The organism is Nocardioides sp. 503 (assembly GCF_004522095.1).
Taxonomy (GTDB): Bacteria; Actinomycetota; Actinomycetes; order Propionibacteriales; family Nocardioidaceae; genus Nocardioides.
In genome coordinates this window covers 1,080,662-1,095,131 of sequence record NZ_SPUI01000002.1, presented here as the reverse complement: position 1 = coordinate 1,095,131, position 14,470 = coordinate 1,080,662, and the positions used below count along the sequence as shown (strand labels likewise).

Below are 14,470 nucleotides of genomic sequence, written 5' to 3'. Positions count from 1 at the left end.
GGCGCGACCCGACCTTCGGACGCTGGGTGCGCGCTGCCCGCTAGGGTCACCGGCATGAACCCCGTGACCAGCCTCGCCCTCGGCCGCATCGCCGTCGGCGTGGCCTCGCTCGCCAAGCCCGACCTCGTCGCCACCGCGATGGCCCAGCCGTCCTCGCCGCTGCTCACGCAGTGGTTCGGCTCGCGCGAGATCGCCCTCGGGGCGCTGACCCTGGTGTCCTCCGGCGGCGCCCGACGCAACCTCGTCCTCGTGGGCATGGCCGTCGACGGCGCCGACGCCGGCACGGCCTACGCCGCCATCCAGGCGGGCTCGCTGCCGAAGCAGGCCGGCTACGGCCTGGTGGCGGTCGCCACGGGGGCGGTGCTCTCCGGCCTGCTGGGCCTGCGGGTCAAGAAGCGCACGACGGTCACCGCCGCGTAGCCCACCGTGGCGCCTCGGCCGCTCAGGTGAGGAGCAGGGACACCAGGGCGACCAGGCCGACGACCACGATCACCGCGCGCAGCACCGACGGCGGCAGCCGGCGACCGACGCGGGCGCCGATCAGGCCGCCGACCACCGCTCCGCAGCCGATGAGCGCGACGACGCGCCAGTCGACGTCGGCGATGAAGACGAACAGCAGCCCCGCGACCGCGTTGACGGCCGCAGCCAGCACGTTCTTGACGGCGTTCAGCCGCTGGAGGTGCTCGGAGAGCCCGATGCCCAGCACGGCCATCAGCAGGACGCCTTGGGCGGCGCCGAAGTAGCCGCCGTAGACCCCGGTGAGCAGGACCGCCGGCCACACCCACCAGGCGCCGTCCCGCTCCGTGGTGCCCCGCGCCTCCGAGCGGCCCGCGACCCAGGCAGACAGGCGGGGCTGGAAGATCACCAGCACCACGCCCAGCAGGATCAGCACCGGCACGATCGCGGAGAACGCGCCCTCCGGCAGCACCAGCAGCAGCACCGCGCCGACACCGCCGCCGATGACGGAGGCGGAGAGCAGGCGCAGCACCCGCGAGCGCTGACCGGAGAGCTCCCGGCGGTAGCCGACCGCCCCGGTCACCGACCCCGGCACGAGCCCGATGTTGTTGGACACGTTGGCCGTCACCGGGGGCACGCCGAAGGCCAGCAGCGTGGGGAACGTGATCAGGGTGCCGGACCCGACCACGGTGTTGATGGTGCCGGCAGCGACGCCCGCGAGCAGGATCGCCGCGGCCTCGAGCAGCGACACGTACTAGGGGGCGGGCGGCGGGGGCGGCGGCGGAGCGCTGTCGTCGGAGGGTCCGTCGGTCCGACCGGCCTCGGCCACGTCGGCCACGTCGGTCGGGGGCGGCGGGGGCACGGCGGCCGCGTTCGGCGTGACCGGGTTGGCCGCGGCCTGCGCCTCGGCGATGGCGTCCTCCACGACCTTGTTGGTGCGCCGCTCGCTCTCCGCGAGCGCGCCGCTGCCGGCCAGCTTGGCCGGGTCCATGCTGCCCATGTCGACGCGGTTGCGCGGGCCGTCGTTCTCCTTGGGGATGCCGGCCATCTCGCTCATCGTGGATCCGAGGCCCTCGAGGGCCTTGCCGATCTCGCTCGGCACGATCCACAGCTTGTTGGCGCTGCCCTCGGCGAGCTTGGGCATCATCGTGAGGTACTGGTAGGCCAGCAGCGACTGGTCGGGGTTGCCGTCGTGGATCGCCTGGAAGACGGTCTGGATGGCCTGGCCCTCACCCTGCGCACGCAGGATCGAGGACTCGCGGTCGGCCTGCGCACGCAGGATCAGCGACTCGCGGTCACCCTCGGCCGAGAGGATCGAGGACTGCTTCTCACCCTCGGCGGTCAGGATGGCGGCCTGGCGGCCACCCTCGGCGGTGAGGATCTGCGCCCGCTTGTCGCGGTCGGCGCGCATCTGCTTCTCCATCGAGTCCTTGATGGACGGCGGCGGGTCGATGCCCTTGAGCTCGACTCGGTTGACGCGGATGCCCCACTTGCCGGTGGCCTCGTCGAGCACGCCGCGCAGGCGGGTGTTGATCTCGTCGCGGCTGGTCAGCGTGCCCTCGAGGTCCATGCCGCCGACGATGTTGCGCAGCGTGGTCATCGTGAGCTGCTCGACGGCCTGGATGTAGTTGGCGATCTCGTAGGTCGCCGCGATCGGGTCGGTGACCTGGAAGTAGATGACCGTGTCGATCGAGACCACCAGGTTGTCCTGGGTGATCACGGGCTGCGGCGGGAAGCTCACGACCTGCTCGCGCAGGTCGATGAGGTAGCGGACCTTGTCGACGAACGGCACCACCACGTTGAGGCCCGCGCTCAGCGTCTGCTTGTACTTGCCGAAGCGCTCGACGATGCCCGCGCGCGCCTGCGGGACGATGCGCACGGTCTTGGCGAGCAGCACGATCACGAACAGGAACAGCAGACCCAGCAGGATCAGGTAGATCACGGGTTCTCCTTCGGTGGAGCGTCAGGACTCGAGGGTGGCCACGGGGTGCACGTAGGCGGTGGCGCCCCGGATCTCGAGCACCTCCACGGTCTGCCCCGGGATGATCGTGAGGTGCTCGTCGTAGGGCGCGGCGGACCAGATCTCGCCTCCGAGGCGGATCCGGCCGGTCTCGAGACCGGTGATCTCCTGCGTGACGACCGCGCGCTGCCCGACCAGCTTGTTGTGGCCGAGGTTGAGCTCGGGGCCGCCGTGGAAGCGCTTGGCCAGCTGGGGGCGCACCAGCGCGAGCATCGCGACCGACGCACCGGCCGCCACGAGGGCCTGCAGCGCGAACGGCGCGCCCAGCAGGGCCACGAGCATGCCGGCGACCGCGCCGACGGCGACCATGATCAGGACCAGGTCGAGGCTGAACATCTCCGCGACACCCAGGACGATGGCAAGACCCAGCCAGGTCTGCCACAGGTTGTCCGAGAGCCAGTCCATGCCTCGATCCTATCGGTGACGCGTCTGGCGACGAGCCGCCCAGCGCCCGTCCTCGTGGTGCAGCGCCAGCGGCATCCCGAACGTCGCCGACAGCGTCTCGGGCGTGAGCACGTCGTCCAGCAGCCCCGCGGCGACGACCGCGCCCTGGCGCAGCAGCAGCGCGTGGGAGAAGCCGGGCGGGATCTCCTCGACGTGGTGGGAGACCAGGACGGTGGCCGGGGAGTCGGGATCGAAGGCCAGCACCGACAGCGTCGACACCAGGTCCTCGCGGCCGCCGAGGTCCAGGCCCGCGGCGGGCTCGTCGAGGAGCAGCAGCTCGGGGTCCGACATCAGGGCCCGGGCGATCTGGACCCGCTTGCGCTCGCCCTCGCTCAGGGTGCCGAACGTGCGGTCGGTCAGGTGGCTCACGCCCATCTCGACGAGCAGGCTCGAGGCGCGCTCGTGGTCCAGGTCGTCGTAGGCCTCGCGCCAGCGGCCCACCACGCCGTAGGAGGCGGACACCACGACGTCGTGCACGAGCTCGCCGCGCGGCACGCGCTCGGCGATCGCCGCGCTGGTGAGGCCGATCCGGGGCCGGAGGTCGAAGACGTCGACGGTGCCGAGGACCTCCTCGAGGATGCCCACGACCCCGCTGGTGGGGTGCATCTGGGCGGAGGCGACCTGGAGCAGCGTGGTCTTGCCGGCACCGTTGGGGCCGAGGACGACCCACCGCTCGTCCTCCTCGACCGTCCACGAGACCCGGTCGAGGAGGGTGGCCTGGCCGCGCCTGACGGTGACGTCGGCGAACTCCAGCACGGCTCCCATGAGGGCACCCTATCCAGAGCCGTCTTAGGTGCGGGCCACTAGCATCGGCGGTCGTGAGCAGCCCCCTGGCGATCTCCGCCCGCGTCGCGTGGTGGGGCACCTCCTGGCTGCGGGGGCACATCGTCGCCGACCAGCTCCTGGACGCGTTGCTGACCGACAGCGTCTCGCACGTCGTCGGCGGTCTCGACGGCGACGGGAGCGAGCCGCTCCTCCCCGCGTTGGCTCGGCTGCGCAGTCGGGGCGCGACCGGCTTCGGGGCGGCCTTCCCGGCCGAGGGTGACCCGGTCGGCCTGGGCGGACCGGCGGCGTTCAACACCGAGGCCCTCGATGTCGGCGAGGCGGTGGTCGCCATCGGCGCCGGCATCGGCCTGACGCCGCGCGCGGTCGGACCGACGTACGAGTGGCAGGCGCAGCCGGCGGCCCCCCGTCAGCTGCCCGATGTCGGAGAGTCCGACCGGGCGCTGCGGGCGACCGTGCTGGAGAGCGCGCGCGACCTCGCCGCCCTCGACGTGGCGCGGTGGCGCCCCGAGGTGGCCGACCGGCTCCTCAACCTGCGGCACCTGGCCGCACCGGAGGCACCGCCGGGAGTGCCGGCCCGGTGCGTCGACCTGGCGGCGCGGGCGATGCAGGCCCTCGACATCGCGGAGCTGGCCCTGGCCGACGACGGGGGCGCGGTCAGCGCGGCGGAGATCGCGGCGCGCCGTGGCGCGCTGGCGCCGCTGGAGCGCGCGGGGCGCCGTGCCCTCGTCGCTGCCTTCTCCCCCGAGGTCTGGCCACCGGCCTAGCTCCCTGCGCTCCGTGCGGGTGCGGCGCGGTCGAGGACGTGGTCCGGGCGGCTCACGGCGTGCCTCCGCGAGTCGGGTGATCGGCCACGGCCTCGGTCCAGACCTCGACGAGCTCGGTGAGCAGCCCGTCGGCAGCGCGGGCGAAGGACGCCGCGTGGTAGGTCTCCTCGCCGAGGACGGTGTGCGACCGGAGCACCGAGCGGTCGCCTCCGTCGACGACCTCGTCGACGTGGAAGACCCAGTCGCCGAGGTAGTCGGCGTTGAGCGCGACGAAGCCGTCGCGGTCGAAGCGCTCCCCGGTGTGGAGCAGGGTGGCGCTGAAGGCGGGCGCGAGCAGGGAGGCCAGGGCCGCCCAGTCGCGACCCGTCACGGCGGCGCCGTAGCGCTCCAGCAGGCGGGCGGTGCTGTCGATGTCGGACATGGCCCCAGCATGGACGGGACCACCGACACCGGCCGTCCGGACGATAGCCTCGCCCTCATCATGAGCCCCACGTCGAAGCCCGAGACGCTCCTGATCACCCTCACCGGCAAGGACCGCCCCGGCGTGACCTCCTCGATCTTCGCCGCGCTCGCGCAGGCCGGGGTCGAGGTGCTCGACATCGAGCAGATCCTGCTCCGGCGCCGGCTCATCCTCGGCGTGCTGGTCACCGCCCCCCGCGACTGGCGCAGGCTCCAGGCCGCCGTCGAGGAGACCGCCTCGTCCCTGGGCATGGTGGTCGAGGTCGACCGCGGCTCCGGCGACAACAAGCCGCGCCGCGAGGGCCGCTCGCACGTGACGATCATCGGCTCCCCGCTCAAGGCCGGCGCGATGTCGGCGATCGCCGGGCGGATCGCCGACTGCGGGGGCAACATCGACCGCATCGAGCGGATGGCGCGCTACCCCGTCACCGCGATCGACCTCCACGTCTCCGGCGCCGACCCCGTCCGGCTGCGCGCCCTGCTCGCCGCCGAGGCCGCGGCCCAGTCGGTGGACGTCGCCGTACAGCCCGCGAACCTGCTGCGCCGCGGGATGCGGCTCATCGTCCTCGACGTCGACTCCACCCTGATCCAGGGCGAGGTCATCGAGATGCTGGCCGCCCATGCCGGCCACGAGGCGGAGGTCGCGCGCATCACCGAGTCCGCGATGCGCGGCGAGCTCGACTTCGAGGCGTCCCTGCGTGCCCGGGTGCGGCTGCTCTCCGGCCTGCACGCCTCGGTCCTCGACGAGGTCTACGACGAGATCGTGGTGACCCCGGGCGCCCGCACCATGGTCCGCACCCTGCGCCGCCTGGGCTACCGCTTCGCGATCGTCTCCGGCGGCTTCAGCCAGATCACCGACCGTCTCGCCGCGGACCTCGGCATCCACTACGCCCGCGCCAACGAGCTCGAGATCGTCGACGGCGTCATCACCGGCGAGATCGTGGGCGACGTCGTCGACCGCGCGGGCAAGGCCCGCGCGCTGCGCGAGTTCGCGGAGGAGGTCGGCGTCCCCGAGGCCGCCGTCATCGCCATCGGCGACGGCGCCAACGACCTCGACATGCTCAACGCCGCCGGCCTCGGCATCGCCTACAACGCCCGCCCCATCGTCCAGCAGGCGGCCGACACCTCCGTCAACGTCCCCTACCTCGACGCCATCGTCTACCTCCTCGGCATCTCCCGCGAGGAGATCGAGATGGCCGACGCCGAGGCCGGCATCGTCACCCCCTCGCCGCCGGTGTCGTGAGCAGGTTTTTCAGCATCTGCTGAAAACCCAGCGCTTCCGGGCCAGAATTTCGGCCCAGAAGCGCGGGTAAACACCCAGAAGCGTTCGGCTCAGGACGCGACCGCGACCTGCTGCAGCTCGGCACGGATGCTGGCCGCGAGGCGGACGGGGTCAGCCAGGTCCGACCAGGTGATCCGGATGCAGCGCCAGCCGGTCAACCCGGCCACCATCCGTTCTAGGTCCCGCTCCCTCAGGACCACGTCGCTGGCCCGTTCCCCGACTCTGAGGAACTTCTCGTACTTCACGTTGCCGTCGAACTCGAGCCAGACCCGGTGCTGGGGCCACGCGAAGTCGAGTCGCGCCACGATCCGCCCCGAGGCGTCCCTGACCAGGTACTGCAACGTGGGACGGGGCAGCCCCTGCTGGAAGCAGCACCAGAAGAACCGGCTCTCCCCCAACGACTCGATCCTCCCGTCGGCCAACCGGAGGAGTAGCTCCACCTGGAGCGAGTTCGGCCAGTTCTCCATGCCGACGTACTGCGTGTGCAGGGCCGCGGACGTGGCCAGGCGGCGGTGAAGGACGTCGTTGGCAGCACACAGCGCCGACTCGGTGCGGCCCAGCGTGGCCGCCTCGAGACAGGCACGCGCCGGCGTCATGACAGGGACGCCGTTGACGACGGCCAGGTCGCCCGGCCACATCCGTCCCTCGTGCTGATGGATGTCCCGGCCACGCCTGCCCGACAGCTGGTCGGTCCGAGTGGTGTGGACCGTCGACAGGTCGAACCCCCACAGCGGCACGTCCCACTCGGCCAGTGCCGACGTGTGGGACAGGACGACCGGGGTTCGGGATGCGCCGAGGACGGCGCGGCCGCGCAGCACGAAGCGAGCCTGGGCATCGCTGGCGCTCCATACCAGCGCGGGCACGTACGCCCCGGCCCGGACCCTGACGAGGCCCTCGCGCCGCACGAGCCGAGCGATCGCCCGGTCGTCGTATCCCTGGGCGAGCAGGTCGCGCCGGAAGATCAGGGGACCGTTGCGTGGGTCATCAGCAGGGCGGGTCGTCTTGGGAAGGAACATTCAGCCACCCTCGGCCAGCAACGACGTCGCCGCGCGGCCCTGCACTCAGCCTGTGGATTGTCGCTGACTCAGCCGATCCCTGGGACGGCAGCCGGCTCGGAGGTCGAGCACCTTCTGGGCATTTCCTGTCGCTTCCGGGCCAGAATTCCACCCCAGAACGTCAGGTTTTTCAGCATCTGCTGAAAAACCTGCTACCCACGCCCCACATGGAACGCGCGCAGAGTGGCAGAGCCGAGGTCGAGGTCGGACCAGGGGCCGGAGTAGGAGAAGACGGCGAGGGAGCAGGTGGGGAAGCCGCCGGCGAGGTCGGTGGCGGCGGCGGGGTCGCCCTCGCCGTCGTCGAGCGTGGTGGCGACGTAGGCCATCGTCGGGTTGTGGCCGACGACCACCACGCTGGACGCGGAGTCGGGGAGCCCGCGCAGGAGGTCCAGGACGGTGTCCGGGCCGGCGGAGTAGAGGCCCTCGTCGAGCGACGGCTCGAGGTCCCAGGCAGCTCCCGTCGCGACCGCGGCCCAGGTCTGCTGCGTGCGCGTCGCGGCGGAGACCAGCGCGACGTCGGGACGTACGCCGCGCGCGGCCAGCCACGCGCCGGCGGCGGCCGCGTCGTCGTGGCCGCGAGCGGCGAGGGCGCGCTGCTGGTCGGTGTCCCCGACCTGCTCGGCCTTGGCGTGACGCATGACCACGATGGTGCGGTGAGCTGCGGGCATCGTCACACCATAGGGTGACTCGCATGCCCAAGGGACCCCTCATGATCATCGGCGGCGCCGAGGACAAGCTCCGCAGGCGCAGCATCCTCAAGGAGTTCGTCGCGGCCGCGGGTGGGGCCGACGCGCGCATCGCCGTCATCCCGACCGCCTCCTCCCTCGGGATCGAGGTCGTGCAGGTCTACGACGCCCTGTTCCGCCGCGAGGGCGCGGCCGAGGTGATCGCCATCCGCCCGGAGACCCGCGACGACGCGCACGACGAAGCGCTGGTCAAGTCGCTCGGCGACGCGACGGGCATCTTCATGACCGGCGGCAACCAGCTCAAGCTGTCCGCGATCATCGGCGGCACGCCGCTGGGCGAGGCGATCATCGCGGCCCACGAGCGCGGCGTCGTCGTGGCCGGTACGTCGGCGGGCGCGAGCATCCAGTCCAGCCACATGGTCGCGTTCGGCGGCCCCGGCGCGACGGCCAAGCAGCGGATGACCCAGGTCGCCGCGGGACTCGGCCTGCTGCAGACGTCGGTGATCGACCAGCACTTCGACCAGCGCAACCGCTACGGCCGCCTGCTGATGATCGTCGCCCAGTCCCCCCAGCTGCTCGGGATCGGTGTCGACGAGGACACCGCCGCGGTCGTCGAGCGCCGCGAGGTCGACGGCGAGGAGCACGAGGTCCTGCGCGTGGTCGGTCGCGGCGCGGTCACGGTCTTCGACCCCGCGCGCATCACCACCGACGCCTTCGAGGCCAAGCGCTCGGCGCCGATCCTCGCCAGCGGCGTGGTCCTGCACGCGCTCCCGGCCGGCAGCGAGTTCGACCTCACCACCCGCACCCTCGTGGCGCCCGACCAGCGCGTCGACCTCGAGGAGGCCGCGGAGATCGCCGAGGCCAGCCACGACCTGCGCCAGATGGCGCGCGACATCGCGGCGGCCGACGCCTCGCCCGCCGCCCTCCGGCGCCGCCTCGCGCGGGCCCGCCGCCAGAGCACACCGCCCACCCACGGACCGGACGGAGTCACCTCATGAGCGAACGCCCCACCCCCGACCTCGACATCGTCGAGACCCGGGTCTACCGCGGAGCCAACATCTGGTCCTACGACAAGGCGATCCACCTCGTCGTGGACCTCGGCTCCCTCGAGGACTACCCGACCAACACCATCCCCGGCTTCACCGACAACCTCCTGCAGATGCTGCCCGGCCTGCGCGAGCACTCCTGCTCGCGCGGCAAGCGCGGCGGCTTCGTCGAGCGCCTCAACGAAGGCACCTGGCTGGGCCACGTCGCCGAGCACACGGCGCTGGCGCTGCAGCAGGTCGTCGGCCACGACATCCGGCGCGGCAAGACCCGCCAGGTGCGCGGCTCGAAGGGCCTCTACAACGTCATCTTCGGGTACGCCGACGAGCAGGTCGGCCTCGCCGCGGCCAGGCTCGCCGTGCGACTGGTCAACCACCTCGTGCAGGCCGACCCCGAGCTCGACTGGGACGAGGAGCTCGAGTCCTTCATCCTGCGCGCCGAGCGCACGGCGTTCGGTCCCTCCACGCAGGCCATCCTCGACGAGGCAGTGTCCCGCGACATCCCGTGGATCCGGCTCAACCAGCACTCCCTGGTCCAGCTCGGCCAGGGCGTCCACGCCAAGCGCATCCGCGCCACGATGACGTCCAACACCTCCGCCATCGCCGTCGACATCGCCTCCGACAAGGACCTCACCACCCGGCTGCTCGGCGCCGCCGGGCTGCCCGTCCCCAAGCAGGACACCGTCCGCACCGAGGACCAGGCCGTCCGCGCCGCCGAGCGGATCGGCTACCCCGTGGTCGTCAAGCCCCTCGACGGCAACCACGGCCGCGGCGTCTGCCTCGACCTGCAGGACGCCGACGACGTGCGCGAGGCGTTCCCGATCGCCAAGGAGCAGTCGCGCCGCGGGGTGGTGGTCGTCGAGTCGCTCATCGTCGGCAAGGACTACCGCTGCCTGATCATCGACGGCCGCGTCGCGGCCATCGCCGAGCGGGTGCCGGCCTCGGTCACCGGCGACGGCACCAGCACCGTGGAGCAGCTGGTCGACACCGCCAACGCCGACCCGCGCCGCGGTGTGGGCCACGAGAAGGTCCTGACCCGGATCAAGGTCGACGACGCGGCGGTCGACCTGGTCCGCGACCAGGGCTACGCCATGTCCGACGTCCCGCCCGACGGCCAGGTCGTGAAGCTCGCGCTGACCGGCAACATGTCCACCGGCGGCATCTCCATCGACCGCACGTTCGAGGCCCACCCGGAGAACGTCGAGATCGCCGAGGAGGCCGCCCGCATGGTCGGCCTCGACATCGCCGGCATCGACTTCATCTGCCCCGACATCACCGAGCCGGTGCGCGAGACGGGCGGGGCGATCTGCGAGATCAACGCCGCTCCGGGCTTCCGGATGCACACCCACCCGACGATCGGCGAGCCGCAGTTCATCGCCAAGCCGGTGGTCGACATGCTCTTCCCGCCGGGCGCGACCAGCCGGATCCCGATCGTGGCCGTCACCGGCACCAACGGCAAGACCACGACGTCGCGGATGATCAGCCACATCTTCAAGGGCATGGGCCGCAAGGTCGGCATGACCTCCACCGACGGCGTCGTCATCGACGAGCGGCTGCTGATCCGCTCGGACGCCTCGGGCCCCCGCTCGGCCCGCATGGTCCTGCAGAACCCCCGCGTCGACTTCGCGGTCTTCGAGGTCGCCCGCGGCGGCATCCTGCGCGAGGGCCTGGGCTACGAGCGCAACGACGTCGCGGTCGTCCTCAACGTGCAGCCCGACCACCTCGGCCTGCGCGGCATCGACACCGTCGAGCAGCTCGCCGACGTCAAGGCGGTGCTGGTCGAGGCGGTCCCCCGCGACGGCCACGCCGTGCTCAACGCCGACGACCCGCTGGTGCGCGAGATGCGTCGGCGCTGCTCGGGCCAGGTCGTCTGGTTCTCCATGGAGGAGCCCGGCTCGGAGACTCGCGACATGATCGACGCCCACTGCCGCCGCGGCGGCAAGGCGCTGGTCCTCAACCCGTCCGAGCGCGGCGAGATGATCGTCGTCAAGCACGGTCCGCGCGAGATGCAGCTGGCCTGGACCCACCTCCTGCCGGCGACGTTCGGCGGCCGCGCCCGCATGAACGTCCAGAACGCCCTCGGCGCCGCCGCGGCGGCGTTCGCAGCAGGCGCCCCGCTCCACGACATCCGCCAGGGCTTGCGGACGTTCTCCACCAGTTACTACCTCTCCCCCGGCCGCCTCAACGAGGTCGAGGTCAACGGCGTCAACGTCATCGTCGACTACTGCCACAACGCCCCGGGCATGCGGATGCTCGGCGACTTCGTCGACCGCGTGGGCGAGACCCTGGCGTCCTCGCACGACCTGGCCCGGCCCTCGCGCATCGGCGTCATCGCCACCGCCGGCGACCGCCGCGACCAGGACATGCGCGAGCTGGGCGAGATCGCCGCGCAGCACTTCGACGTGGTCATCGTCCGTGAGGACGTCCAGCTGCGCGGCCGTGAGCGCGGCGACGTCGCCGGCCTCGTGACCGAGGGCGTCCGCGCCGCCATGGACGCCGGTGCCCGCTGCAAGCAGGTCGAGGAGGTGCACGAGGAGATCGAGGCCGTGCGCCACGCGATGGCCCGCGCCAACCGCGGCGACCTCGTCGTCATCTGCGTCGACAAGCACGCGGCCGTGATGACCGAGCTCGAGAGCTGGTCCTCGCAGGCCCAGGCCGGGGCCGGTGTCACGTCCGAGGCACCGGCGGGCGACCCCGACTACGTCGCGGCCCCGACCGAGGCCTGATGCGCGTCCTGGACCTCACCACCCTCCGCGGCCGCCGGGTCGACTCCCACGGCAGCAAGGGCTTCTCCGTGGCGGCGTTCGGGCTGACGGCCGAGGCCCACCTGGTGACCGTCACCCTCGCCCCCGGAGGCGTGATCGGGCGGCACCCGGCGGCGGCGCGCCAGCTGCTGGTGGTGCTCGACGGCGAGGCGGTCGTCTTCGGCGGGTCCGACGGCACCGGCGAGGCCGTGACGGTCGGTCCTGGCCAGGCGGTGGTCTGGGAGCCGCACGAGCCGCACGAGACCCGCACGGTCGACGGCCTGGTCGCGCTCGTGCTCGAGGGCGAGGTCGAGGTCGGCACGCCCGGGCACCACGTCGACCCGGGCGACGTCTGAGACACGACGATGGACGCCTACAGCACCTCGCACGTGGTGATGCTGGTCGTCTTCGTCGCGGGGCTGCCGCTGGCCGTCCTGCTCGGCCGCTGGGAGCGACGCACCGGCGGCCGCCTCGTCAGCCGCGGCGCGGCGCTGGCCATCCCGCTGGTCCACGTCCCCACGCAGGTCTACGACATCGCGACCCGCTTCGAGCTGGGCGTCTCGCTGCCCTTCCACCTCAGTGACCTCGCCTGGGTCGCGGCGGCCGTCGCGCTCTGGACGCACCATCGCTACGCCGTGGCGCTGACCTACTTCTGGGGCCTCGTCCTCACCACCCAGGCGATCGTGACGCCGTCGCTCGGGGAGGACTTCCCCGACGTGCGCTACCTCGCCTACTGGTTCATCCACCTGCTGGTGGTCTGGGCGGCGGTCTTCCTCGTCTGGGGCCTCCGGCTGCCGCCCGGCTGGCGCGACTACCGGTTCACCGTGGCCGCGACGTTCGCCTGGGCGGTGTGCGCCTTCGCCTTCAACGAGGTGGCCGGCACCAACTACGGCTACCTCCAGCGCAAGCCCGGCGGCGGCTCGGTCCTCGACCTGCTGGGCCCGTGGCCGGTCTACGTGCTGGCCGAGATCGGCATCGTCATCGTCGTGTGGGCCCTGATGACGTGGCCGTGGACCCGTCGGGGCTCACTCCCGGGCCGCACGCACCTTGGCGGCGAGCGCCTCGGCTGAGTCCGGCCTGCCGCCGTGCTCGGCGATCCACTCGTAGCACTCCTCACGCTCGGCGTGGCACATCAGGCCCACGACGTCACCGGGCAGCGCCTGGCCGACCAGGGCGGCCAGGACGGACACCTCCGTCGGGTACGCCGGCACGCCGGTGACCCCGACCCGCTCGGCGCCCGCGCGCATCAGTGCCTCGAGCTCCTCGGGCGTGCGCCCCCGCAGGTACTTCTCCTTATGGCCGATCGCCACCACGTCGCTGTCGCGGGCCGCGATCTCGCCGAGCTTCTCGATCAGCTCGTCCTGGCGGTCGCCGACCACCCCGAGACCGAGCAGCAGCCGCGCGCCCGGGCGGCGGACGCCGTTCATGATCTCCATCAGCGCCTCGAGCCCGGCCTCGTTGTGGGCCAGGTCCATCACGACCGAGACCTCCCCCAGCGAGAAGAAGTTCATCCGTCCCGGGTTGTGCTCGGCGTCGGGCAGGAAGGTGCGCAGCCCCTCGACCACCACCTCGCGCGAGATGCCGACGGCCAGCGACGCGGAGACCGCCGCCAGGGTGTTCTCGACGTTGAAGCGCGACAGGCCGGCCAGCGTCATCGGCACGTCCACGAGCTCGACGAGCGGGTCCGGGTCGGCCTTGGGTGTCAGCACCGACACCCAGCCGTCGATCACCGTGGTCGCGCGGCCGCCGGCGTTGAGCGTCTCGCGGATCGCGGGCGAGTCCGGGTCGCGGCTGAAGACCCACGGCTTCGCCCGCACGACGTTGCGCATGTCGTAGACGCGGGGGTCGTCGGCGTTGAGGACGGCCCAGCCGCTCTTGCGGGTGATGCGGGGCACGACCGCCTTCACCTCGGCGAGCTGGTCGACGGTGTCGATGCCCTGCTGCCCCAGGTGGTCGGCGGAGACGTTGGTGACCACCGAGACGTCGTTGCGCGTGAGCCCGATCCCCTTGAGCAGGATCCCGCCGCGGGCGGTCTCGGTGACGGCCAGCTCCACCTGCGGGTGCGCGAGCACCCGCCCGGCCCCGCTCGGCCCGGAGTAGTCGCCACCCTCGACGAGCTCGCCGTCGATGTAGATGCCGTCGGTGTTGGACCAGCCGACGAGGCGCCCGTCCGTGCGGCCGATGTGGGCGATCATCCGCGACGTCGTGGTCTTGCCGTTGGTGCCGGTGACGGCCACGACCGGCACCGACGGGGTCAGCGTAAGGGGGCCCTCCCCCGGCTCGCTGGCCGAGACCCGCTCGGCGGCCGCGCTGACGGCGGCGTCGATGTCCTTGCTGAGCAGCGCGTCCAGGACGTCGCCGATCGCGCGGCCCATCTCCTGCGCGCGCTCGCGGTGCGACCACGGGAAGGCGACCACGATCTGGTGCTGGTCGCTCGTCGGCCGCACCCGCACGCCGAGCCGCGACGTACCGGACTCCTGGGCGACGGCCCGCACCAGCCGGCCGACCGCCCGCAGCGCGAACCGCTGCCGGAAGCCCGACTCGACCGCGCCGGGACGGGCGTTCTTGAGCCCGATCCGCGTCGCGAAGCGCAGCGCCGTCTCCTCCGAGGCGGCGGCCAGCGCGCTGATGTCGAGCGTCAGCTTGATGGCCGCGCGCGGGAAGTACAGGTTGGGTCCCTCGAGGACCCGGATCTCGATGAGGGAGGACGTCACCGCCCAGACGCTATCGG

At 72.3% G+C, this 14,470-nt stretch carries 15 protein-coding genes; 7 read left to right on the top strand and 8 right to left on the bottom strand.

From position 1 onward, the window contains the following. Positions 1-54 precede the first annotated feature (54 nt). Entirely contained in the window at positions 55-420 is a 366-nt protein-coding gene (locus tag E4622_RS06300; RefSeq protein ID WP_134739169.1) for a hypothetical protein, read from the top strand. Positions 421-442: 22 nt separating this feature from the next. Here E4622_RS06300 and E4622_RS06295 read toward each other — a convergent pair whose 3' ends face one another. Genes E4622_RS06295 through E4622_RS06280 form a run of 4 tightly spaced genes read right to left on the bottom strand, consistent with a single transcriptional unit; the run spans position 443 to position 3,685 of the window. After that, positions 443-1,207, bottom strand: coding sequence for a sulfite exporter TauE/SafE family protein (locus tag E4622_RS06295; protein ID WP_134739168.1), 765 nt, complete (start codon positions 1,205-1,207; stop codon positions 443-445). A 3-nt stretch (positions 1,208-1,210) separates the two neighbouring features. Continuing rightward, complete coding sequence (locus tag E4622_RS06290; RefSeq protein WP_134739167.1) at positions 1,211-2,398, bottom strand: SPFH domain-containing protein; 1,188 nt, start codon at positions 2,396-2,398, stop codon at positions 1,211-1,213. Between the two features lie 21 nt (positions 2,399-2,419). Then, on the bottom strand, positions 2,420-2,881 hold the full coding sequence (locus tag E4622_RS06285) for an NfeD family protein (RefSeq protein ID WP_134739166.1): 462 nt from the start codon (positions 2,879-2,881) through the stop codon (positions 2,420-2,422). 9 nt (positions 2,882-2,890) lie between these two features. Beyond that, on the bottom strand, positions 2,891-3,685 hold the full coding sequence (locus E4622_RS06280; protein WP_134739165.1) for an ABC transporter ATP-binding protein: 795 nt from the start codon (positions 3,683-3,685) through the stop codon (positions 2,891-2,893). Positions 3,686-3,738: 53 nt separating this feature from the next. Here E4622_RS06280 and E4622_RS06275 point away from each other — a divergent pair, with 53 nt between their 5' ends. Beyond that, on the top strand, positions 3,739-4,470 hold the full coding sequence (locus tag E4622_RS06275) for a hypothetical protein (RefSeq protein ID WP_134739164.1): 732 nt from the start codon (positions 3,739-3,741) through the stop codon (positions 4,468-4,470). 52 nt (positions 4,471-4,522) lie between these two features. Here E4622_RS06275 and E4622_RS06270 read toward each other — a convergent pair whose 3' ends face one another. After that, positions 4,523-4,891, bottom strand: a complete 369-nt coding sequence (locus E4622_RS06270) for a nuclear transport factor 2 family protein (RefSeq protein WP_134739163.1) — start codon at positions 4,889-4,891, stop codon at positions 4,523-4,525. 60 nt (positions 4,892-4,951) lie between these two features. On the opposite strand from E4622_RS06270, the gene serB reads away from it, so the two are divergent. After that, positions 4,952-6,172, top strand: a complete 1,221-nt coding sequence (gene serB / locus E4622_RS06265) for a phosphoserine phosphatase SerB (RefSeq protein ID WP_134739162.1) — start codon at positions 4,952-4,954, stop codon at positions 6,170-6,172. Positions 6,173-6,261: 89 nt separating this feature from the next. Here serB and E4622_RS06260 read toward each other — a convergent pair whose 3' ends face one another. Then, positions 6,262-7,227 (bottom strand): type IV toxin-antitoxin system AbiEi family antitoxin domain-containing protein, encoded by a 966-nt coding sequence (locus E4622_RS06260; protein ID WP_134739161.1) that lies wholly within the window; start codon positions 7,225-7,227, stop codon positions 6,262-6,264. Positions 7,228-7,418: 191 nt separating this feature from the next. After that, positions 7,419-7,934 carry a histidine phosphatase family protein gene (locus E4622_RS06255; RefSeq protein ID WP_134739160.1) on the bottom strand — a complete coding sequence of 172 codons (516 nt, stop codon included), beginning with the start codon at positions 7,932-7,934 and terminating at the stop codon, positions 7,419-7,421. 23 nt (positions 7,935-7,957) lie between these two features. Between E4622_RS06255 and E4622_RS06250 the strand changes: the two genes are divergently transcribed. The 4 genes from E4622_RS06250 to E4622_RS06235 are packed head-to-tail and all read left to right on the top strand — an operon-like array spanning position 7,958 to position 12,809. Beyond that, positions 7,958-8,950 (top strand): cyanophycinase, encoded by a 993-nt coding sequence (locus tag E4622_RS06250; protein ID WP_134739159.1) that lies wholly within the window; start codon positions 7,958-7,960, stop codon positions 8,948-8,950. Continuing rightward, positions 8,947-11,721, top strand: a complete 2,775-nt coding sequence (gene cphA / locus E4622_RS06245) for a cyanophycin synthetase (RefSeq protein ID WP_134739158.1) — start codon at positions 8,947-8,949, stop codon at positions 11,719-11,721. The genes E4622_RS06250 and cphA overlap by 4 nt, the downstream gene beginning before the upstream one ends. Beyond that, positions 11,721-12,095 (top strand): cupin domain-containing protein, encoded by a 375-nt coding sequence (locus tag E4622_RS06240; protein ID WP_134739157.1) that lies wholly within the window; start codon positions 11,721-11,723, stop codon positions 12,093-12,095. Before cphA ends, E4622_RS06240 begins: the two co-directional genes overlap by 1 nt. A 9-nt stretch (positions 12,096-12,104) precedes the next feature. Beyond that, positions 12,105-12,809, top strand: a complete 705-nt coding sequence (locus tag E4622_RS06235) for a TIGR02206 family membrane protein (RefSeq protein ID WP_134739156.1) — start codon at positions 12,105-12,107, stop codon at positions 12,807-12,809. Here E4622_RS06235 and E4622_RS06230 read toward each other — a convergent pair. After that, positions 12,765-14,453, bottom strand: coding sequence for a Mur ligase family protein (locus tag E4622_RS06230; RefSeq protein ID WP_134739155.1), 1,689 nt, complete (start codon positions 14,451-14,453; stop codon positions 12,765-12,767). The two genes, E4622_RS06235 and E4622_RS06230, sit on opposite strands and share 45 nt — an antisense overlap. Positions 14,454-14,470: the final 17 nt, after the last annotated feature.